Below are 22,506 nucleotides of genomic sequence, written 5' to 3'. Positions count from 1 at the left end.
TCAGGGAGAGGTGGACATGGCAGGGTCCTGGTATTACAACACGAAAACCGGGCAAGTACGGCAAGGGCGAGGGTTTTTCTCGTGGTTCCATGTGATGGGCCCCTACGACACAGCTGACGATGCGCGCCATGCGTTAGATCGAGCCCAGCAGCGTGATTCTGCGTGGGAAGAAGCTGACGAGAAGTGGAACGAGGCGGATCACTCGTAACATGGCCGATGCGTCCAGCACAGGTGTGCTGGACGCATCGGTTGTCGTGGCATGCGCTAGGGGTTAGCGTTCGAATGTGTGTTCGGGTGCGGGGAACTGACCGGACCGGACCTCATGAATGTAGGCAGTGGTGGCGTCGGTCAGTGCTTGGCCGACTTGCCCAAATTGTTTGGCGAACCGTGGTGACCACGAAGTCATACCTGCCATGTCTGTCCACACCAGAACTTGGCCGTTCACCTCAGTTCCTGCGCCAATCCCGATGGTCGGGACAGCAAGGATTTCGGTGACACGTGCGGCAACATGGGCGGGAACCATTTCCAACACAACGGCGCAGGCCCCTGCTTCTTGGAGCACGAGTGCGTCGTTGGCGAGTTGTTCAGCGGCTGCGTCATCACGGGCCTGGACACGCTTCCCACCGAGCATGTGTTCTGACTGAGGGGTGAGTCCTAAGTGGCCCACAACGGGGATACCGGATTGGGTCAGTAACCGCACGTGTTCTGCGATGCGTTCGCCGCCTTCAATCTTTACTGCTTGGGCGCCAGATTCTTTGAGCATTCGAGATGCGGATACAAAAGCATCGCGGGGGGAGGCCTCGTAGGAACCAAAAGGCAAGTCTGCAACGACCATGGCGTACCGTGTTGCGCGGGCAACGGACCGTGCGGCCACGATCATTTCATCGAGGGTGACCGGGATGGTGTTGTCATATCCCAACAGATTGTCCGCAATGGAGTCTCCCACGAGAAGCAGATCAATACCGGCATCGTCGAAAATTTTTGCTGTAAGACCGTCGTAGGCGGTCAGCATGGTCAGTGGGCGTGCTTCAGCTTTGGCGCGGGCAAAGTCGTGGACGCGAAAGCGTTGCCGGGTGGGTTGTTGCGTGGTCACAGGAAATCCAATCATTGTGTGTCAAGGACTTGGGGCACCAAGGGGTTAGTGGTTGGGTTCGCGCCACCGGGAGGTGACCGGGACGCGACGATCACGACCGAAAGCTAACGCTGTGACTTTTGGTCCAAGCGGATATTGGCGGCGTTTCCATTCAGCGCGATCAACGAGCGACACCACCTTATCGACGATCTCAGGGGCGAAGCCACGCGCGAGGAGTTCCTCCCGGCCTTCTTCGTGTTCGATGTGGGCGTCAAGCACTTGGTCGAGCAGGTCATAGGGGGGCAGCGAGTCTTGATCAACCTGTCCCGGGCGTAACTCAGCCGAGGGCGGTTTAGTGATCGAGGATTCTGGGATCGGGGGGATGTCGCCGCGGTCCACTGCCACAGTGTTTCGCCAGCGGGAAAGTTGCCAAACCCGTGATTTGTCGACGTCTTTAATGGGGGCGTACCCGCCGACTGCGTCACCGTAGATCGTGGAATAGCCCACGGCTAGTTCGGTTTTGTTGCCGGTGGCAAGAACCAGGTGGCCTTCAGAGTTCGAGAGCGCCATCAACGTCATGCCGCGAACCCTTGCTTGGAGGTTTTCCTCCGCGACCCCTTCGAGGTTGAGTTGGCTTTGGAAGGCGTCAACCATGGGAGCGATGTGCTGGACCCGGTAGTGTGCACCGATCCGTTGGGCCAGGTCCGCGGCGTCGTCTTGGGAATGTTGCGAGGAATAGTTGGACGGCATGGACACCCCGTACACGTTCTCGCCACCGAGTGCATCGGCAGCAATCGCGGCAACAAGGGCAGAGTCAATCCCCCCTGATAAACCAAGCACAACCGAGGTGAAACCATTCTTGCGGACATACCCTTGCAGGCCGGTCACCAGGGCGGTGTACACCTCTTCATCGAGGTCAGTGAACTCGGTGACGTCACCGGTGTGATCCTCATGTGGGCTATCAGTCAGTGTCCACAGCAGCAGGTGCTCCTCAAACTTGGGGGCGCGTGCAAGGACCGCACCGGAGGGACCCACCACAAACGAACCACCATCAAACACGAGGTCGTCTTGACCGCCTACTTGGTTCGCATACACCAGGGGGGCGCCCAACGCTGCTGCCCGTTGTGCAGCCAGGTCGATGCGCTGCTGACGTTTGCCTTCTTCATACGGGGAACCATTCAACGTGACCAGGAGGTCAATATTTTCGTCTTCCAGGTTCTTCACTGGGCCGCCGTCTTGCCAAATGTCCTCACAGATCGCGAGCCCAATACGGTGTCCACCCACAGTGATGACCGTCGTGGTGTCCCCAGAAGCAAAAATCCGGTATTCGTCAAACACCCCGTAGTTTGGCAGGTGATGTTTGTCGTACGCGGCAGTGACAGAACCACCCGAGAGCACCACGGCACGGTTTGTAGGGCGAGGCATTTGCACATGGTCACTGAGCGCCAACGAACCCAATGTGCCCAGAATCACAGTCAAGTGTTCGTGGCCTTCTTCCACCAACCGTTTGGCCACCACAGACAAACCATGCTCCGCTGCACGCTGAAACGACCCACGCAAAGCAAGGTCCTCAATGGGGTAACCCGTGATCGTCATCTCCGGAAACACCACAAGATCAGCACCCTGACGGGCAGCTTCACCCGCAAAATCAACAATCTTGTCAATGTTCCCCGCGATGTCACCCACACAGGTGTCAATTTGGGCAATAGCCACAGTCACATCGGTCATAGCACCACCTTATTGCGTCTTCTTGAGATTTTTCGCGTGGTCACTCGGAAGATTCACCGATTATCAGGCAAGATGTAAACCATGGATAGGCAGCAAGAGTTCGTGCTACGCACAGTGGAAGAGCGCGACGTGCGCTTCATTCGTCTCTGGTTTACAGACGTACTAGGGATGCTGAAATCCGTGGCCATCGCGCCCGCTGAACTCGAATCAGCGTTCGCCGAAGGTATCGGATTCGACGGGTCAGCAATCGAAGGCCTCACCCGGGTCTACGAAGCTGACATGGTCGCGCGCCCAGACCCAACAACATTCTCCTTGCTGCCCTGGCGCGGAGAAACACAAGGGACCGCCAGGATGTTCTGCGACATCCTCAACCCAGACGGCACACCCTCGCTCGCCGACTCCCGAAACGTCCTGAAACGATCCATGGATCGGGCCAGCGAACAAGGTTTCACCTTCTACACACACCCAGAAGTTGAGTTCTACCTGTTCGAAACACCCACCAAAGGTGGCCCACTCATCCCCATCGACCACGGCGGGTACTTCGACCACGTGGCACGCCCCGCAGGCCACGACTTCCGCCGACAAGTCATCACCATGCTTGAATCCATGTCCATCTCCGTGGAGTTCTCCCACCACGAAGCAGGACCCGGACAAAACGAAATCGACTTGCGCTACGCTGACGCACTCACCACCGCTGACAACCTCATGACATTCCGCACCGTCGTCAAAGAGGTCGCACTTGAACAAGGTGTCTTCGCGTCCTTCATGCCCAAACCACTGGCCGACCAACCCGGATCAGGCATGCACACCCACTTCTCCCTGTTCGAAGGGGACCGCAACGCCTTCCATGAACCCGGCGCACAATACGAACTGTCCAAAACAGGGCGACAATTCATCGCCGGTCTCCTGCACCACGCCGCCGAAATCACCGCAGTCACCAACCAATACGTCAACTCCTACAAACGCCTGTGGGGCGGATCCGAAGCCCCCTCATACGTGTGCTGGGGACACAACAACCGTTCAGCGCTCGTCCGCGTCCCCATGTACAAACCCGGAAAATCCAACTCCACACGCATCGAATACCGGGCCATCGACACCGCAGCAAACCCCTACCTTGCCTACGCCATCACACTGGCAGCAGGACTCAAAGGAATCGAAGAGGGGTACGAACTCCCCGATGCCACCGAAGACGACGTCTGGCACCTCACCGACGCCGAACGCCGAGCAATGGGAATCAAACCACTGCCCGAAGACCTCGACGAGGCCCTCGACATCATGGAAGGCTCCGAATTCGTCGCCGAAGTCCTTGGTGAGCACGTGTTCGACTACTTCCTGAAAAACAAACGAGCCGAATGGAACGACTACTCACGCCAAGTCACCCCATTCGAACTCAACCGCCTCCTCCAAGTCCTCTAAACACCACCAGGCGCCGGCATCATGCCGGCGCCTGCTTCATACACCCAACTGAACCCACACCATGGCAGACCCGTCACGAACCACCACACTCCACAACCGCCTCATTCGCCTCGGCTTCACAGACGCACGCCGCGCCAAAACACTCCTTGACGACCCAGCCCTCACCGCAGTCATGGGCCCCATCACAGCCAACCACCCACTCGTGGACGCTCTCGCGCTCGCAGCTGACCATGACCACGCCGTCCTTGGGCTCGTCCGACTCTGCGAAACAATCCTCGGTTTACCAGAGCCCGAAAAGACGAGACTAACCTCCACCCTGGCCCACCTTGTGGAACCCGATGGACCACCTGTTCCCCCAGCGACCCGCGAATCAGTGGTCAACCACCGGCTACGTCACCTTATTGCGCTCTTTGGTCACTCCACCGCGCTCACCGACGAGGTCATCCGCCGCCCAGAACTCGTCGACGACGTTCTTGACGACACACCCGCAACCCTGCTCACCGACGAAGACATCCGCGACGCTCTTCTCGTAGCAGTCCACGCGGACCCCACCTCCCTCATCCCCCTAGCAGGTGCCACCACCTCAACACCGTGTGACCCTGATGACTACGTTGACGCCATGCGCCGCGAATACCGCAGAATCCTCATCAAAGTTGCAGCCACCGACCTTGCACATGACCAACCCGCCGACATCCTCCCTGATATTGCTGCCGCACTCGCAGCCCTCGCTGCTGGAGCCCTTGAAGCGGCACTCGCTATTGCCCGGTTACGTCACCCAACTCACGGAAAAGAGGTTCGCCTTTCCGTCTTGGGCATGGGAAAGTGTGGCGGGCATGAACTGAACTACATCTCCGATGTTGACGTCATTTATGTTGTTGAACCGAACGAGGGGTATAGCGAAGACGAGGCGTGTGCGGTGGGGACCATCCTTGCGCAAGACCTTGTCCACGCCTGCTCTGGGGTATTTGGGGAACAAGCACTATGGCCTGTCGACGCCGCGTTACGCCCTGAAGGTAAGCAAGGGCCACTTGTGCGGACACTGTCATCCCACACGTCCTACTACGAGCGGTGGGCGAAAACCTGGGAGTTCCAAGCTCTCCTCAAAGCACGGCACGTGGCCGGTGACCAAGCATTATCCTCTGCCTATCTTGACGCGGTAACACCGCTTGTGTGGACAGCAGTGGAACGTGACCACTTCGTTGAAGACGCCCAAGCGATGCGCAAACGCGTTGAAGAACACGTCCCCGCCCAAGAAGCTGCACGGCAAATCAAACTAGGTAAAGGGGGGTTGCGCGACGTCGAGTTCACAATCCAACTTCTCCAACTTGTCCATGGACGATCTGACGACACTATCCGTTCTTCCACAACGTTAACTGCGCTAGAGCAACTCGCTGAGGGCGGCTACATTGGACGGGAGCATGCCACACGTCTCGCTGCCTGCTACCGCCTACTGCGAGCAATGGAACACCGCATTCAGTTGCGCAGGATGCACCGGACACACTTGATCCCCACCCAGGAACGAGAACTTGAAATCCTGGGTAGATCACTCAACATGCGCCGAGACTCCGCAAACACTGTGGTCAACGCGTGGAAAAATACGCGGCGCGATGTGCGTTCCCTGCACGAAGACATTTTTTACCGCCCCCTGCTGCCAGCAACAGCCCGACTGTCCGCTGACGAAGCATCCCTCGCGCCGAAGGCTGCCCAAGCTCGCCTAAGAGCCATCGGTTACCGTGACCCAGCAGGGGCAATGCGGCACATCACTGTTCTCACCGAGGGGGTCACTCGCCGCGCTTCCATCCAACGTCACCTCCTGCCGGTGATGATTGGGTGGTTCGCGGAAGGAGCAGACCCTGACGCTGGGTTACTTGCGTTCCGTAAACTCTCTGAGGAGCTTGGTACCACCCACTGGTACCTGAAAATGTTGCGTGATTCCGGGCAGGCCGCTTACCGTCTTGCATACTTGCTGTCCACCTCAACCTATATTGCCGATGCGCTCTCCAAGTCCCCTGAATCCGTTGCGTGGCTCGATAACGACGTCGACGTCACCATCCACAGTAAAGAACGGCTCGCATCGGAACTCGACGCGATCCTCACCAGGGCGGACGATCCCACAACCGCAACAACATTGATCCGTGCTATTCGCCGCCGCGAACTGGCCCGCACCGCAACAGCAAAACTCCTTGGACTCACAGAACCACGCGCTGTCGCCCACGGAATCACCGACGCTGCGGACGTCACAGTCGATGGTGCGTTGCGCATCGCGAGACACATTGTTGCCCTCGAACAACAACGCACTCAACCACCAGCCCAGTTCGCCATCATCGCCATGGGGCGCATGGGCGGACGGGAAATGGGGTACGGGTCAGACGCCGATGTCATGTTTGTGTACGAACCACACACCGGCCATGACCCCCAAGATGCCCACCAATATGCGCTCGCGCTAGCAACCGCGGTGAAGAAAATCCTCACCGACCCCAACCCTGAACCAACTCTTGACATCGATGCTGACCTTCGCCCAGAGGGACGCAGCGGACCGCTTGTGCGGTCACTTGACGCGTACCGGGAATATTATGAACGCTGGGTGCAACCGTGGGAACAACAAGCCCTCCTGCGTGCGCGGCCAGTGGCTGGCGACCATGACCTCTCGGACCAGTTTATTGAGCTCATCAACCCGCTGCGCTACCCAGATGGGGGAGTCCCCACCTCAACGGTGCGGGAAATTCGGCGGATCAAAGCGCGCGTAGAAGCTGAACGACTCCCACGAGGTGTCAGCCCTCAACACCACCTGAAACTGGGGCGTGGAGCGATCAGTGACGTTGAGTGGTTGGTGCAGCTGCTTCAACTTGAACATGGGTACCGGGTTGACGGGATGCGCACAACCGAAACATTACGGGCCCTTCAAGCAGCGACCGATGCAGGCATCGTCAGCCCGAAGGACGCATCACCATTACGGCACGCCTGGCAGTTCGCGTCAGATTTACGTGACGCCAACGTGTTGTGGAATGGGCGCACAACAGGGACACACGTTGATGTGCTACCTCAGGACCGGCTGTCACTGGCGGGTGTGGGACGTGTCATGGGGTACAACCAAGACAAAGCCCACCTCGTTGAGGAGGACTACCTTCGGGCAGCGCGGCGAGCCCGCAACGTCATGGAACGACTGTTCTACGGGGAAACTGACTAGCCCAAGTCACTCGCCGGATTGCTGTGGTTGTGTGGGCGCCGGGGGAGTAGACCTCTGGTCCGAAAGCGGTGTTGTGTCGCCGCTCTGGTCAACCCGTTGGGTTGCTGATGCTGACCGCGGGTCGCGCAACATGTCGGAGTCAATAAGTTCGTGACGCCGCAAATATGTTGACGCGATCGCTGTGATCGTTGCGGCCACCGGCAAAGCAAGGAACGCACCCAACGCACCAAACACTGCCCCGAATCCAAGGACCACAATCAGGGCGACAGCTGGATTGAGTTCTAAAGCGCGGGCGGAGATTTTTGGAGACAACCAGAGGTTCTCCACCTGCTGGTAGACAACAATGAAAATGAGAATTGCGACTGCGTCCGTGAGGTCACCTGTTGTCAACGCGAACACGATGGGGAGCGCCCCACCAATGTAGGTACCAATCGTCGGAACAAACTGTGAAACCACCCCGGTGAACACCGCGAGAGGGAGTGCGTAGGGAACCCCAATGATCTGAAGAAAAATGGCGGTAAAGAACGAACATATCGCCGCAAGCAACACCCGTGAGTTGATGTAGTCCGCAATTTTGCGTTGCGTAATGTCCCACAAACGCAGCACCTCAGTTTGATGCGCTGGGCTCAACCACGCACAAATCGACGCCCGGAACCTTGGCCCTGCAGCTGACAAGTAGTAGGCCACAAGCAGGACAACAGACAAGTTGAACAGGAATGACACCAACCCGGCGCCAATAGCTAGCGCTTGGTTCGCTGCCTCGGCTGACCCGATCTGATCAATCAGCTGCCGTTGGAGCTGACTCATTTCAGGGACGTCATACTGGGTCCTTTTCTCAATCCACGCCGCAATGGACTCATACATATCCGGCAGGGTTCGCACCAGTTGTGTCGCCTGTTCAATGAACATGCGGCCAAACACGGACACCAAACCAATCACTGCAATCAGGGAACCGAACAACGTGACAGCCGTAGCACCACCACGGCGCCACCCATGGCGAACAAGCCACACAATCATCGGCTCCAAAGCCAATGACAAAAACAGTGCGATCACCAGATTAATGAACAGGCCAGTCAGTGAACCCATGGCACGCCACAAAAAAATGGCAAGGAACACCACAAGAACCGTCAACCACAGTGCTTTGGCAAACCACTTCGGCGGGTGAGGGGAAGTGAACCAATCGCCGGTGTACTCGACCTCGTATGCCGACGCAGGCAGGTAGCCAGCCTCTGTCCCCTGCGAACCAGTCACACCAGCCACCGACGCCTGCCTATCCGCACCACCGGTGGACTGTGCGTCGTGAGGATCCATCACAAGACGACGCACACCCGACCTCACACGAGACGCCACAGAAGAAAGTCGCTGCAGAACCACAAGAGATCCTTACCCTCAACAGACACTAAACGGCCAGTACTGATCTGAACCTACCACCGTAATGCCACTTTTTTCGTGGTGAACAGCGGGAACAACACAACGGCGGCGGGATCACCACACAGGTATCCCGCCGCCGTCACGCCAACTGCCAAGCGTTCGACTTACACGTCGTAGTACAGCTCAAACTCGTAAGGGTGAGGACGCAAGCTCATCGGCTCTAGTTCCTTTTCCCGCTTGTACGCAATCCACGCTTGAATGAGGTCTTCAGGGAAAACATCACCCACAGTGAGGAAGTCGTGGTCAGCATCCAACGCGTCAAGGGCTTCACCCAAAGATTCAGGCACCTTAGCGATTTGGGTGTACTCCTCTGGAGGAAGCTCGTACAGGTCCTTGTCGATTGGCTCTGGTGGCTCGATACGGTTCTTGATCCCATCAAGACCTGCAAGAAGCTGCGCAGAGAACGCCAGGTAAGGGTTCGCTGTGGGGTCAGGAACGCGGAACTCCACACGCTTTGCTTTCGCGTTGCTCCCTGTGATGGGTATACGGATCGCGGCTGAACGGTTACGGGCCGAGTACACCAGGTTCACCGGTGCTTCATAGCCTGGAACCAACCGGCGGTAGGAGTTGATCGAAGGGTTCGTGAACGCAAGTACGGCTGGTGCGTGCTTCAACAAACCGCCAATGTACCAACGTGCCAGGTCAGACAAACCGCCGTAGCCCTTCTCGTCGAAGAACAGTGGCTTGCCGTCTTTCCACAGCGACTGGTGGCAGTGCATACCTGAACCGTTGTCACCAAAAATTGGCTTTGGCATGAAGGTGACAGTTTTATCCATCTTCCAGGCGGCGTTCTTCACCACGTACTTAAACTTCATGAGGTCATCGCCTGCTGAAGTCAGCGTGTTGAAGCGGTAGTTAATTTCCTGCTGGCCCGCAGTACCTACCTCGTGGTGTGCTCGCTCAACAGCGAGCCCCACCGATGCGAGATCAGCGCAGATCTCGTCACGGAAGTCAGCGAAGTGGTCGAGGGGGGAGACAGGGAAGTACCCACCTTTGGTCCGAGTTTTGTACCCCTTGTTGAAGCCTTCTTCTTCGCGCCCCATGTTCCAGGCAGCAGTGCTGGACTCAATTTCGTACAGGGTGGAACCGGGAGTGGTTTGGTAACGGATGCCATCAAAGGCATAGAACTCGGCCTCTGGGCCGAAGAACACGGTGTCAGCAATACCGGTGGACTTGAGGTACGCTTCCGCGCGCTGTGCCACATTGCGAGGATCGCGGGAGTACGGCTCACCAGTGAACGGGTCAACAATTGAGAAGTTCACAACCAGTGTTTTGCGCTGACGGTACGGGTCAATGTAGGCGCTAGTGACATCTGGTACGAGCTTCATATCGGATTCGTGGATCGCTTGAAAACCGCGGATCGACGAACCATCAAACATCATGCCGTCAGTGAAGGCGGCCTCGTCGAACTGGTCGGTCGGAACGTTAAAGTGCTGCATCTGTCCCGGCAGGTCGCAGAAGCGCGCGTCGACGAACTCGACGTTCTCGTCCTTCAGGAAAGCAATGGCTTCCTCGGGGGTTGTGAACATCCGTTACTCCTTGTTCGGTGGTGCCCTCAGTGGCGGGCTCAGCATGAATCTACGACGGTGGAGTTTCCCGTCCGTGTACCTGATGTTTCGCAGGTGTTACACATTGCCGTTCCGTGTGACATCCACGTAGCCGGGATCGCAGATCCGTGTTCACGAGCAAGATTACCGGACGAGGCGCCCCTGGTCGTGGTGTGTTCACGTGGTGGCGGCTCATCACGGTAGCCTTGAGGTGTGGCTTCTCGACAAGATTTTGGGTCCTGGCTCAACGGCGGTCCGCCCGCCCACGGTTCACAGCCTGGAGTAGAGGGGGCAGCAGAGCCCCAACGCGCCCCACTTGGGCGACGCGTCGTGGCGCTGATCATCGACTGGGCGGTTGCCTCGGGGATCACATGGTTGGTGTTCCAAGGACAACCATTAGCGCAACTTGGCGTCTTTGCTCTGGTCACAGTCGTGCTGGTCGCCACACTGGGCACCACCATTGGACACCGGCTGACGGGCTTACGTGTTCGGCGAATCAACAGCCCCACACCCTACGTCGGTGTGGTTCCTGCACTGATACGCACCGCGCTGCTCTGCCTCGTCATCCCCGCCGTGGTATGGGACGCGCAAGGGCGCGGGCTGCACGATATTGCCGCCCGAACAACGATCGTTCGAGCGTGACCGCAGCCCGCGCATCAACAGCTGGAGGCTGCTACCGCATGCCTTTACGATCCGGGCGGGCACGCATCGGGTCGATCCCCTTAGGAATAGGCAACTTCACCTGACCCAACGCCTGCAACCGCTTGTTGACCTCCGCCAACTCGGCACGGTTCAGACGCGGTTTGAGTTTCTGCACTGTTCGAACAAGCTTCGAAACAGGGACCTGGCCTTCCTCATGTCCCACCTGAATCACGGTCACTGGGACACCAGGGAGAATCCGCTTCATGCGTTTCTCCTCTTTCTCCACCAGACGAACCACCCGTTTCGCCGGTCCTTCTGTGATGAGAACAACACCAGGGCGCCCTACACCGCGGAACACAACGTCTTGAGTCTTCGGGTCAATAAGGACTGGATCTTCTGGGAACGACCAGCCGCGCCGAATAGTGCCCAACACTGCGCGCGAAGCACCCGGCTGACCGTCAATGAGACCATACTGAACGCGCTCTGCCCGCCGCGCAAGGATGAACATGACCGTCAACAAAGCAAACGGCAGCCCGATGATGATCAGGTAAACCACCTGGTTGAACAGGAAACCCAAACCAACGGAAAGTGCGATTACACCCAGGAATGAGCCGAGCAGCCACCACCGGGTAGCCGGATCGTGTTGCACTGTCAGCTTGTACACCTGGTGTATTTGGTGATACCAACGAACTTTTTTCGGTTTCTTTTGCTGACCGCCATCGGTGGGCGCATCGGTTTTCTTGCGAGCCATGGGGACCAGTCTAGCCGGGTCAGTTAGCTCTCTTGAGCGAGAGCGCCCACGGGTTGCTTCGCTGAGGGCGAATGTGTCGTGAGGAAAGCTGCTTCTTGCCGGGACACGGTGGGTTCAAGTAAGTGAGCAAGGGCGGCAGGGACAGTCATATTCCTCTTGCGCATCGCTTGCCCCCACAGGCGCCCAGCACGGTAGGAGGAACGAACCAGTGGTCCAGACATGACACCCAGAAAACCGATGCGTTCAGCTTCTTGTGACAACTCCACGAACTCTTCTGGGCGAACCCACCGGTCCACGGGATGGTGGCGTTTTGTGGGGCGCAGGTACTGGGTAATGGTGAGTAAATCGCACCCTGCTGCGTGCAATTCTTCCATTGCTTCCACAATTTCTTCGGTGGTTTCACCCATGCCCAAGATGAGGTTGGATTTGGTGATGAGACCGGCATCACGAGCCCGTGTTAACACGGAAAGGGAACGGTCATAGCGGAATCCTGGTCGGATTTGCTTGAAGATTCGCGGAACGGTTTCCACGTTGTGGGCCAGAACTTCTGGTTGTGAGGAGTTGACCTCGTCGAGGAGTTCGGGGATGGCGTTAAAGTCTGGGATGAGAACCTCAACACCAGTGTTGGGGTTGAGTGCGTGGATTTGGCGGACAGTTTCTGCGTAGAGCCAGGCACCACCATCAGGCAGGTCATCGCGAGCAACTCCAGTGACCGTGGAGTACTTTAATCCGAGTTCTGCTACTGATTCAGCCACTCGACGGGGTTCGTCGCGGTCGAACTCCGCAGGTTTTCCGGTGTCAATCTGGCAAAAGTCGCAGCGGCGCGTGCATTGATCCCCACCAATGAGGAATGTGGCTTCTCGGTCTTCCCAGCATTCGTATATGTTGGGGCAGCCCGCCTCTTCACAGACAGTGTGCAGTGACCCTTGCCGAACCAGTGACCGCATGTCGGTGTATTCCGGGCCCACAGTGGCCCGGGTTTTGATCCAGTCAGGCTTTTTCTCGATGGGCACTTGGGAGTTGCGTGCTTCGATGCGAAGCATCCGGCGTCCCTCAGTGGGTACGGTCATGGTTTTCCCCTTCGTTGTCTGACGTGTACGAGATCTGGTGCGGGTTCACGATGCGCAAGGGGCCAAGTGCCGCCGTAAGAGCGCTGTGGAGCGTTGGTTGAATGAGGGCGGTTGTCAGTTCGTGTCCTGCTTCTACCGACAAGGTGGTCACGCCAGCGTCAGTAATCCCACACGGAACGATGTGTCGGTAAGGTTCTAGCAGGTTGGTGCAGTTCAGGGCGAGTCCGTGCATGGATACGCCACGGGACACTCGCACACCAATGGCACAGACTTTACGGTCAGGTCCGTGGGGATCGTCGATCCAGACTCCGGACCGTCCTTCCACCCGTTTTGTGGGCACACCGTGTTGGGAGCACGTCGCCATGACAGCGTGTTCCAGTGCGCGGACATAGGCCACAACGTCGACGGGCTCTGACAGCCGAACAATGGGGTACGCCACGAGTTGGCCCGGGCCATGCCAGGTGATTTTCCCGCCGCGGTCCACATCGATGGGGGTGACGGAGAGTTTTTCTGCGGCTCGGGTGCGGCGACCTGCTGTGTATACGCCTTCGTGTTCGACGTACAGGACACGGGAATCACTTGTTCCCGCAGCAACGTCGGCATGCAGGGACCGTTGAACAGCCCACGCGTCACGGTAGTTGATGTGGGCAATGACTGGTGAATGGTGTTTGGTGGTGAGCAGGGCTGTGTCCACGTAGCCACGGTAACCCTGACGTGTGGTGGCACGCGAATGCTGTCGCATCGTGGGCAATGTTTCGTAGGATGTCTTGATGACGACATTGTTAGCGCAACCGATTCGGGCAGCCCTTGTGGGGTATGGGATGGCTGGGGGTTTAATCCATAGCCCCTTGATGCGGGAAGCTGGGTGGCAGGTCACTGCTGTTGTGACCAATAACACTGAGCGGCGGGCGCAGGTGGGTGAGGACTGGCCCAAGGCGCGAACAGTTGGACAACTCAGTGATCTCCTGAAGTATCGCGATGACTTTGATGTCGTCGTTGTGGTGAGCCCATCGCATCTGCATGCCGAGCATGTGCACACCCTCATCGGGGCGGGTATTCCGACAATCGTGGATAAACCACTGGCGGTGAGTGCGGCACAAGCGACCCAACTGGTCGATCACGCGTCCCAGGAAAACGTGCCGCTCACGGTGTTCCAGAATCGTCGCTGGGACAGCGAACAACTGACACTCACACAACTTCTCACAACTGGTGAACTTGGCCAGGTTCATACGTTTGAACGGCGGTGGGAGAGGTGGCGCCCGCAACCAAAAAACCGATGGAAAGAAAACGACCCTGCCTCCGGTGGGCTGCTGCAAGACCTCGGGGCCCACCTCGTCGACTCGGCAGTTCATCTTTTTGGTCCAGTGACCACAGTGTATGCAACTGCACGACACCTCTCGACTGCCGCCTATGACGATGTCTTTATCAGCTTGACGCACGCATCGGGGGTGATCTCTCGCCTGTGGGCGGGCTCAATGGTTGGAGCTCCTGGCCCACGGACACGGGTGCTGGGAACTAAGGGAGCCTATGTAGTCACTGATTTTGAATCAGAACCGACTGCCTTTGCGGTACGGGGCACCAGTGAGGGGGGTGCGCAGGGATGGGTGGCGCACGGTGAGAGTGTCACTGCGGTCCCAGCAGCGAAGGGTGGACACGGTGATTTTTACCGACTTGCAGACACGTGGCTGCGGGGGGAAGGACCCGCACCCGTTGACCCACGTGATGCTGTGACAACAGCGCAGATTTTAGATGCGGCGCAAGACAGCGCGTTGAATGCTCAGGTTGTGCAGCTCGCTCAGTCCAACCCTGATATGTGATCACCATCATGTGGGGAGAGGTCCACTGTGGATGACGCCTGAAGGGTGGTAACGATGCGCTGAAATAGAGGTATGTCCCACCTTGACGATGCCGATGTGGCGCTTCTGTCCGACGCAGGAATTTCGATCCACCGAGTGGTTGTCCCTCATGCACTGACACCGCATGGCCCTTCCACGCTTGTCGATGCCACTCGTCACGGTCAACCAGTGCGGTTGCGGGTGCAATGGTATGAGCATCCCCACGAGGCGGTTGAGGCAGGGACCTGGTGGCGAGAGTTGTCCGCATCTCTTGTGGGTCATGACTCGCATATTGAGCCGCTCGATGACGCGATCACGTTGTCCAGTGCAGTGGTCCTTGTGACGGTCGCAACACGCCCCTTAACTCGAGAACTGACACGGCGGCCTGCGGACGCGCCAACGACTGCCACATATGTGTCCCACATGGTATCTGCACTGACGGATCTTCGTGATGCTGGGTGGCAGACAGAACGATTGGCCGTGAAAGACCTGGTTGTGAATGGCGAGGGGGCGCTCCTTGTTTCCCACACAACAACGATGCATGCAGAAGGATCACGCAGTGCCTCACCGCGCACGGTGGGAGTAGTCGAACAGTTGCGTCAGGTCATCAATGAACTTGCCCAAGCTCATCTCATTGACTCCGATGTGGCTCGTCAAGCTGTCGAACAACTCGCGTCTGTGATTGACAACTCTGGTTCTGATGCGATGAGTGACGCGGCGTTGACCCTTCGAGAGCCGGCAACTGGCGCAACCCGGTCAGTAGCTCATGGGCATCAGGAGACTATGTCTGCAACGGGGTCCTTACCACGACCGGGAAAGAACACGCGGGAGACCCCACGACGCCGTCCCGCATATTATGCAGCCGCAGCAACACTTTTATGTGGTGTCGTCGTCCTTGTTGCGTGGGGAGTCAGCGCACTAACCACCACACAGACTCCGTCACAGCAATCCACACCGGTCGCTGCCGACGTCTCTGAACCATCAACGAGCGCCAGTGACAACCAACTTCTTGAGGCAACTTCTGATCTGATTTCTACGCGCTACCAGGTGATACAAGACGCTACCGTTGATCCGACCCAAGAGATCAAGACGTCCGACTTTGCTGCAGACGCCTCGCCAGTGGCGCAAGCAACAACAGAGTTAATCACCTCGTTACGCGAACAACAGGTGAGTGTCACCCGAGCTGAAGTCACCATGCATGAGTCGTTGGTTGATAGCCATCATGACACGACCGCTGAAGTGACAGTGTCCTATGAACTGGAACAAACCCTTTCTGGATTAGGGGAGGAACCTTACACATCGACCTATCACGAGGAAGCCACAATGACGCTCCAGCACGTGGATGGTCACTGGCGTCTTGTTGATGTGACACCGCCCCGGACAAAGGACAACAACGCATCAGCCGAGGAGGGCAAGAGCGACAACTAAACACTGCCACGTTCGTCAATTGCCCAACGAGCCGCCCGGTCAACAGTTGGGTGATCAAAAGTGAATCCCAACTCGTCAAGGACTGTGGGACGCACGGTCACACCGCGAGTGATTTCACCAGCAAACTGGCCAAGCGCAACTCGTAGAGCAAAAGATGGAACCGTGACCAACGCCGGCCGTCGCATCTGTTGTGCAAACGCTGCGGTGAGTTCGCGCTGCGTGACCGTCCCAGGGGCCACAAGGTTCACCGGCCCCCATGCCTGCGCGGTATCAAGTAGAAACAAGCAGGCGCGGACATGGTCAGCTAACGTGATCCATGACCACACTTGATTGCCCGACCCCAAAGGCCCACCAACCCCAAGCTTGAGCGGGATCAGCATTTTTTTGAGCGCACCACCTGAAGGGTCAAGAACAATTCCGGTGCGGAGAAAGACCACTCGGCAGCCGGCATTCATCGCTGGTTTTGCCTCCGCTTCCCACGCACGGCACACTGCGGCAAGAAACGTGGAGCCTGAAAACGACTTCTCGTCCACAGGATGTTCCGGGAACCCGTAAAAACCTGTTGCGGATGCTTGGAGTAGGACCTGTGGGGGAGTGTCGGATCGTGCAATGGCTCGGGCGAGGGTTGAGGTAGCACAGACCCGGGAATGGAGGATCTTTTTCTTATAGGCCTTGTCCCAGCGGCGATCCCCAATGCTCGCGCCAGCAAGGTTGATGACTGCATCTGCGCGGTCTATGACCTTTTGGGGCACAAATCCGCGTGCTGGATCCCATGTCACTGTGTCCACGCCTTGCCCGGTCTGTGTTCGTCCGGTGCGTTGTCTGGTGAGTTGAATGACGTGATGTCCGCGCTCGCGAAGCGCAGTGGTCAGTGCAGATCCAATCATGCCGCTTGCCCCTGCGATGACAATTGTGTGTGGCGTGGAAGTGTCAGTCATACCTCCACAGTAATGTGCTCAGGACACTGACGCGTCCCCTACCGGGAAGCGCGTTGCGTGGTGAGATGAGTGCGGCGGATGGGGTCATGGCAAAGCTCTGGGCTGCCACCACGTGATGTGGTGGCAGCCCAGAGCTCATGGGTGGGTGCTACAGGCCGAGGAAGTCCTCGAACTTACCCTCTTCGATCCGAGCCTTGACCGCGGACAAGAAGCGTGACGCGTCAGCTCCGTCAACCAGCCGGTGGTCGTAGGAAATGGACAGGTAGGTGAAGGTGCGGATGGCGATGACATCCTCACCGTCAGGGCCAGCAACCACTGCTGGTCGTTTCACCATGGTGCCTGTTCCCAGGATCGCGGAGGTTCCTACCGGGACAATGGGTGTGTCGAACAGGGCGCCACCAGACCCTGTGTTGGTGATGGTGAAGGTAGCGCCTGACAACTCATCGGGTTTGACCTTGTTATCGCGGGTCCGTGAACCAAGGTCGGTGATCGAGGTGGCGAATCCGGCGAGGTCGAGGTCGCCTGCGTTCTTGATGACGGGAACCAACAACCCACGTGGTGTGTCCACGGCGATACCGATGTGTTCGGCGTCTGGGTAGGTGATGGTTTTGTCTTCCAGGACACCGTTGATCTTCGGGTAAGCCTTCAACGCTTCGGCTGCGGCTAACGCATAGAACGACAGGAACGTGAGGTTCGCACCGTGCTTTGCTTTGAACGCTTCCTTGACCTTGGACCGTAGCCGCACAACTGCGGTGACGTCGACTTCCATGACGGTGGTGAGTTGAGCTTGCGTCTGGAGTGCTTCGACCATGCGCTCAGCAATGATCTGGCGCAGGCGTGACGCTTTCTCTGTTGTTCCGCGCAGTTCCGAGACCGGGAGGATTGTCGTGGGTGCTGTTGAGCCATCTGTCGATGTGCTTGGTGCTGGCTGTTCAGCTCGTTGCGGTGCGGCAGCGGGTTGCGCAGCTTTCTGTGCAGCCTCGAGCACATCTTCCTTGCGGATGCGTCCGCCAATGCCGGTGCCTGTCACCGTGGACAGGTCCACTCCCTTCTCGGAGGCGAGCTTGCGGACCAGTGGTGTCACGTATCCACCTCGTGCAGCAGGTGCTGCTGCGGGAGTTGACTGCGGTGCACGAGCTGGTGTCGCAGCAGATTCCTGAGCCGGAGTGGGGGAGGACTGCGCAGGTGGGGCCGCTTGTTGTGCTGCTTCCGAAGGCACCGCAGGCTGTGGTGCCACCGGGGCGGGTTCTTCTGCTGGTTGTTGTTGTGGTGCGGGTGTGGAGCCGTCGCCGATGATGGCGAGGACTGCGCCGACCTCAACTGTTTCGTCTTCCTCGACAAGGATTTGTGTGACCACACCAGCGACCGGTGAGGGCACCTCGGTGTCGACTTTGTCGGTGGACACCTCAAGGAGTGGTTCGTCGACCTCGATGGTGTCGCCCACGTTCTTCAGCCAGCGGGTAACGGTTCCTTCGGTGACGGATTCGCCGAGTGCGGGAAGAGTGACCTTTTCGCCATCGCCTGAAGCCGGTGTTGCAGCTGAGGGCTGAGCTGGCTGCTCGGCAGGTGCCTGCTGTTGAGCAGGAGCAGCCTCTTGTGGCGAAGCAGGCTGTTGTGCTGGTTGTTGTTGTGGTGCGGGTGTGGAGCCGTCGCCGATGATGGCGAGGACTGCGCCGACCTCAACTGTTTCGTCTTCCTCGACAAGGATTTGTGTGACCACACCAGCGACCGGTGAGGGCACCTCGGTGTCGACTTTGTCGGTGGATACCTCAAGGAGTGGTTCGTCGACCTCGATGGTGTCGCCCACGTTCTTCAGCCAGCGGGTCACGGTTCCTTCGGTGACGGATTCGCCGAGTGCGGGAAGAGTGACCTTTTCGCCATCGCCTGAAGCCGGTGTTGCAGCTGAGGGCTGAGCTGGCTGCTCGGCAGGTGCCTGCTGTTGAGCAGGAGCAGCCTCTTGTGGCGAAGCAGGCTGTTCGGAGGTTGCAGGCTGAGCTGATGACGCGCCTGAGCCGTCACCAATTGTTGCGAGATCGGCCCCGACCTCCACAGTGTCATCTTCTTCGACGAGGATAGCTTCGAGTACTCCAGAAAATGGAGAGGGAATTTCGGTGTCGACTTTGTCGGTGGACACCTCAAGGAGTGGTTCGTCGACCTCGATGGTGTCGCCCACGTTCTTCAGCCAGCGGGTAACGGTTCCTTCGGTGACGGATTCGCCCAGCGCGGGCATTTTCACAGTGTTAGACATGACCTCTTCGGCCTCTCATCCAGATCAGTTGTGGGCGTGCAGGGGCTTGCCGGCAAGAGCGAGGAATGCTTCGCCGAGGGCTTCGTTTTGAGTGGGGTGTGCGTGAATGAGGGAAGCCACGTCCTCTGGGTATGCTTCCCAGTTGACAATGAGTTGGCCTTCTCCAACGAGTTCTCCGACACGGGACCCAATCATGTGGACACCCACCACAGGCCCATCTTTTTGGCGGACTAGTTTAATGAACCCTTGGGTAGCAAGGATTTTTGACTTTCCGTTTCCAGCGAGGTTGTAGTCAAGGGTTTCCACGTTGTCGGCGCCGAACTCTTCTTGAGCTTTCTTTTCGGTCAACCCAACAGACGCGATTTCGGGTTCAGAATAGGTGACACGTGGGATACCGGATTCCACGATGGGTGCAGGGTTGAGACCCAAAATCTGCTCCGCCACGTAGATGCCTTGTGCAAAACCACGGTGCGCTAGTTGAAGCCCGGGCACGATGTCGCCAACTGCCCAAATGTTTGCAACACCCGTGTGGAGCCTGTCATCTGTGAGGACAAAACCGCGGTCCATGCGGATGCCTTGTTCTTCGTACCCAAGGTCAGCGGTGCGTGGTCCACGACCGATCGCAACGAGCATGATCTCCGCATCGAAGGTTTTGCCTGATTGGAGGGTGACGTGAACACCGTTGTCGTCCTGGGTGACTGAGGAGAACAGGTCGCCAAGGTTGAAGTTAATTTTCCGTTTGCGGAACGCACGTTCCAACGCCTTGGAGATCGATTCGTCTTCGTTGGGCACCAGGTGCGGTAGTCCTTCAATGATGGTGACGTCCGCGCCAAAGGAACGCCACACAGATGCGAACTCACACCCGATGACGCCACCACCCAAGATAATTGCTGACTTGGGAACATAGTCAAGCGTGAGGGCTTGGTCGGAGGTCATGACCCGACCTTCGATGGCAAGTCCTGGCAGGGTACGAGAGTATGACCCGGTGGCCAAAATGACGTGCTTCCCGTTGTAGCGTTGGCCGTTGACCTCCACGCTGTTAGGGCCTACCAGTTTTCCGTAGCCTTCGACTACGGTGATCTTGCGTGACTTAATGAGACCTTGAAGGCCTTTGTACAAGCCGTTAATGACGTTGGCTTTGTAGGAGTTGACGCCGTCCATGTCGATGGAGTTGAACGTAGCGTTGACCCCAAATTGGTGACCCTCACGAACTGATTCAGCGACCTCAGCTGCGTGGAGGAGTGCTTTGGTGGGGACACAACCATAGTGAAGGCAAGTGCCCCCGAGTTTGTCTGCTTCGATGAGTGCGACGTTCTGTCCGAGTTGTGCGGCGCGGAGCGCGGCGGCGTAACCACCGCTCCCTCCACCCAGGACGACGATGTCAAAGTCGGTGCCGGCGGTTTCGGCCACGTTCTGCTCCTTTGGGCGCAACGGATGTTGGTTACCGTCCCATCTTGTCATCGCGGACGCAATTGCCAAAGTGGAAACGGGCTGATTTCCGCATCTCACGTGTGATTCTGCAGACAAAGGTCCTGTGTGATGGTGCTGATCAGTGGTAAGACCACAGGCCTTCAGTCGCACGTATTATCAGCAGACATCCAGATTATTCCCGTAGGCTATCCACTATGTCTTTGTTCTCTCGGTGGCGGTCAAAGCGCACCCCATCAGTATCGACAACCGAAACACCACGTCGTCGGTCAGAAGTTGATGTGGCGCATCTTGCCCAGTTCGTTGCCACCCGCGCAGGGGTGGAAGCGTATGTTGAACCCGCTAATCGAGACTTTGCGGTGTCCCTACTACTCATTGCAACAACAGGAGAATGGACCCGCCGCACGGTCGGAAACCAACGCGCTGCACGGGCGATTGCCCGCGACCTCGGCATCCCGGTTTACGACGTAAATTTCACCGGCTATCCGCAGCGAATGCGTGACTGGAACAGCGCCCGGAAGAAAACGCGCTCGTAAACCTCATCACCCGCGCATCGACACTCACCACAAAACCTGCGGCCTTGACCGTGTTAGTCGCGAAAGATAGGACGGGTGGTGAGGACGGGAATACCACATGTCGTGTTTGACTCCACTACGGGAAACTGCGATTACGAGGCGTTGTGGCCCATCGTCGGGGTCCTCAACTCGTGCCGACCCGTGATGATCTAGCTTGCGCCAGGGGCGGCAGTGAGGGTGAACCGGCGAGTGCTACCCGGATCCTGCGACTGGGCGAGTGGAGGGATCGAGAGCGGCTGCATGCCAGAGGGTGCGAGGGTAGGCTGCCGCGGATGCATCTGGCGAGGTTGAGAACCAGGCCGGTTCCCGCGATACCCGACGCAACGACCAGTTTGCGCCTGCTGAACTCGCGGTTGCCCAGCGGACTCAGTCACCCCGGTCTGTCGTCATCGGAGTCCTCTTCCGTCCGGCGAACGGCCAGTCTTCGGTCGATGACGCCGGCAGCTACCGCCGTGACGATGGAGACGACAGGGATCAGGTAGGCGAAGATGATGGTCAGCGCGTCGGGGACGTTTTCTCCGGTGACGAACGCGACAGCGAGGAGGTCTTGGATGAACAGCGCGAGCAGTGCGCCGCCGATGAGCCCGAGGGCGCCGACTCCGAGCATCCGCAGGATTCCGGGGCGGCGGGGCGAGCTTGGTGATCCGCTCTCCACTGGGCCTTCTCAGTGCTGCGGCCGGGAGCGGCGCATGAGTGCGCTCAGCCCCCAGGCGACGAGTCCGCTGATCGCGCCGACGATCGCGCCGGTGACGAGACTTGACACGGCGGCGAAGGAGCGGAGTAGGACAGCCTGGAACGTGGTGTCGAGGCCGGCGAGGTTGCCGCCGAGCTGGGGCGGATCATCCGCGAAAGCGATGCCCCACATGAGCTGATGCCCCAGAGCGAGGAAGATCCCGTAGCAGACGCCGATGGCCAAGATGGTGACGAACGGGGTGGGCACTCTCGCGGCGAGGGCCACGACGATCCATACGATTGGCGGGAGGAAGACGAACAGCGCGTTGATCGCGGTGCCTTCTTGGATGATGTCGAGGTCGTGGAGGATCACACGAGGCGCCGCGAGCAGCGCAAGTACGATGATCGCCACGAGGGGCAGACCAAGGAGGTATTTCGTTGCAGCCGATGATGGTGATGTCCCCCAGGGTTAGGGCGTTGGGCCAGTGGTAGGCAAAGACGCGAGCGACGTGCCCGTCGTTCTTGGAGAACCCAGGCC

General features: G+C 58.2%; 19 protein-coding genes. 7 read left to right on the top strand and 12 right to left on the bottom strand.

Translation table 11 applies throughout. The features are described from left to right. Positions 1-16: 16 nt before the first annotated feature. The gene (locus tag JDEN_RS07495; protein WP_015771767.1) at positions 17-208 is read left to right on the top strand and encodes a hypothetical protein; all 192 of its coding nucleotides are present in this window, start codon (positions 17-19) and stop codon (positions 206-208) included. A 63-nt stretch (positions 209-271) separates the two neighbouring features. Here the strand turns inward: JDEN_RS07495 and panB are convergent, their stop codons facing one another. After that, a complete protein-coding gene (panB, locus tag JDEN_RS07490) occupies positions 272-1,108 on the bottom strand; it encodes a 3-methyl-2-oxobutanoate hydroxymethyltransferase (RefSeq protein ID WP_041287862.1) in 837 nt (278 codons plus the stop codon). Positions 1,109-1,138: 30 nt separating this feature from the next. After that, entirely contained in the window at positions 1,139-2,800 is a 1,662-nt protein-coding gene (locus JDEN_RS07485) for an NAD+ synthase (RefSeq protein WP_015771765.1), read from the bottom strand. An 81-nt stretch (positions 2,801-2,881) separates the two neighbouring features. Between JDEN_RS07485 and glnA (JDEN_RS07480) the strand changes: the two genes are divergently transcribed. Further along, positions 2,882-4,216 carry a type I glutamate--ammonia ligase gene (gene glnA, locus JDEN_RS07480; protein ID WP_015771764.1) on the top strand — a complete coding sequence of 445 codons (1,335 nt, stop codon included), beginning with the start codon at positions 2,882-2,884 and terminating at the stop codon, positions 4,214-4,216. Positions 4,217-4,277: 61 nt separating this feature from the next. Next, positions 4,278-7,403, top strand: coding sequence for a bifunctional [glutamine synthetase] adenylyltransferase/[glutamine synthetase]-adenylyl-L-tyrosine phosphorylase (locus JDEN_RS07475; RefSeq protein ID WP_015771763.1), 3,126 nt, complete (start codon positions 4,278-4,280; stop codon positions 7,401-7,403). A gap of 6 nt (positions 7,404-7,409) precedes the next feature. Here the strand turns inward: JDEN_RS07475 and JDEN_RS07470 are convergent, their stop codons facing one another. Both JDEN_RS07470 and glnA (JDEN_RS07465) read right to left on the bottom strand, forming a co-directional pair. Then, on the bottom strand, positions 7,410-8,729 hold the full coding sequence (locus JDEN_RS07470) for an AI-2E family transporter (RefSeq protein ID WP_226926579.1): 1,320 nt from the start codon (positions 8,727-8,729) through the stop codon (positions 7,410-7,412). 209 nt (positions 8,730-8,938) lie between these two features. Then, entirely contained in the window at positions 8,939-10,363 is a 1,425-nt protein-coding gene (glnA, locus tag JDEN_RS07465; RefSeq protein WP_015771761.1) for a type I glutamate--ammonia ligase, read from the bottom strand. A 231-nt stretch (positions 10,364-10,594) separates the two neighbouring features. Between glnA (JDEN_RS07465) and JDEN_RS07460 the strand changes: the two genes are divergently transcribed. Next, positions 10,595-11,023: an RDD family protein gene (locus JDEN_RS07460; RefSeq protein ID WP_015771760.1), complete on the top strand. Its 429-nt coding sequence runs from the start codon at positions 10,595-10,597 to the stop codon at positions 11,021-11,023. Positions 11,024-11,054: 31 nt separating this feature from the next. Here the strand turns inward: JDEN_RS07460 and JDEN_RS07455 are convergent, their stop codons facing one another. From JDEN_RS07455 to lipB, 3 genes are read right to left on the bottom strand one after another with little or no spacing between them, the layout of a single operon-like run. Then, positions 11,055-11,774 (bottom strand): DUF4191 domain-containing protein, encoded by a 720-nt coding sequence (locus JDEN_RS07455; RefSeq protein ID WP_015771759.1) that lies wholly within the window; start codon positions 11,772-11,774, stop codon positions 11,055-11,057. Positions 11,775-11,797: 23 nt separating this feature from the next. After that, positions 11,798-12,844: a lipoyl synthase gene (lipA, locus tag JDEN_RS07450; RefSeq protein WP_041287861.1), complete on the bottom strand. Its 1,047-nt coding sequence runs from the start codon at positions 12,842-12,844 to the stop codon at positions 11,798-11,800. Beyond that, entirely contained in the window at positions 12,828-13,586 is a 759-nt protein-coding gene (gene lipB, locus JDEN_RS07445; protein WP_015771757.1) for a lipoyl(octanoyl) transferase LipB, read from the bottom strand. Before lipB ends, lipA begins: the two co-directional genes overlap by 17 nt. A gap of 28 nt (positions 13,587-13,614) precedes the next feature. Between lipB and JDEN_RS07440 the strand changes: the two genes are divergently transcribed. Continuing rightward, the gene (locus tag JDEN_RS07440; protein WP_015771756.1) at positions 13,615-14,661 is read left to right on the top strand and encodes a Gfo/Idh/MocA family protein; all 1,047 of its coding nucleotides are present in this window, start codon (positions 13,615-13,617) and stop codon (positions 14,659-14,661) included. 72 nt (positions 14,662-14,733) lie between these two features. Continuing rightward, on the top strand, positions 14,734-16,107 hold the full coding sequence (locus tag JDEN_RS07435) for a hypothetical protein (protein WP_015771755.1): 1,374 nt from the start codon (positions 14,734-14,736) through the stop codon (positions 16,105-16,107). On the opposite strand, the gene JDEN_RS07430 is transcribed toward JDEN_RS07435, so the two are convergent. The 3 genes from JDEN_RS07430 to lpdA form a co-directional block, all read right to left on the bottom strand. Continuing rightward, positions 16,104-17,045: a TIGR01777 family oxidoreductase gene (locus JDEN_RS07430; protein WP_015771754.1), complete on the bottom strand. Its 942-nt coding sequence runs from the start codon at positions 17,043-17,045 to the stop codon at positions 16,104-16,106. The genes JDEN_RS07435 and JDEN_RS07430 overlap by 4 nt on opposite strands. Before the next feature lie 148 nt (positions 17,046-17,193). Then, positions 17,194-19,293: a 2-oxoglutarate dehydrogenase, E2 component, dihydrolipoamide succinyltransferase gene (gene sucB / locus JDEN_RS07425; RefSeq protein WP_015771753.1), complete on the bottom strand. Its 2,100-nt coding sequence runs from the start codon at positions 19,291-19,293 to the stop codon at positions 17,194-17,196. A 24-nt stretch (positions 19,294-19,317) separates the two neighbouring features. Next, positions 19,318-20,703: a dihydrolipoyl dehydrogenase gene (lpdA, locus tag JDEN_RS07420; protein WP_015771752.1), complete on the bottom strand. Its 1,386-nt coding sequence runs from the start codon at positions 20,701-20,703 to the stop codon at positions 19,318-19,320. 215 nt (positions 20,704-20,918) lie between these two features. On the opposite strand from lpdA, the gene JDEN_RS07415 reads away from it, so the two are divergent. Continuing rightward, on the top strand, positions 20,919-21,257 hold the full coding sequence (locus JDEN_RS07415; RefSeq protein ID WP_015771751.1) for a hypothetical protein: 339 nt from the start codon (positions 20,919-20,921) through the stop codon (positions 21,255-21,257). Positions 21,258-21,666: 409 nt separating this feature from the next. On the opposite strand, the gene JDEN_RS07410 is transcribed toward JDEN_RS07415, so the two are convergent. Together JDEN_RS07410 and JDEN_RS07405 are read right to left on the bottom strand one after the other, a co-directional pair. After that, on the bottom strand, positions 21,667-21,903 hold the full coding sequence (locus JDEN_RS07410; protein WP_015771750.1) for a hypothetical protein: 237 nt from the start codon (positions 21,901-21,903) through the stop codon (positions 21,667-21,669). A gap of 57 nt (positions 21,904-21,960) precedes the next feature. Continuing rightward, positions 21,961-22,380, bottom strand: coding sequence for a hypothetical protein (locus JDEN_RS07405; protein ID WP_015771749.1), 420 nt, complete (start codon positions 22,378-22,380; stop codon positions 21,961-21,963). Positions 22,381-22,506: the final 126 nt, after the last annotated feature.

The organism is Jonesia denitrificans DSM 20603, assembly GCF_000024065.1.
GTDB classification, from domain to species: Bacteria; Actinomycetota; Actinomycetes; order Actinomycetales; family Cellulomonadaceae; genus Jonesia; species Jonesia denitrificans.
The sequence above is the reverse complement of the archived record's forward strand: the minus strand, read 5'-3'. Positions and strand labels throughout refer to the sequence as shown.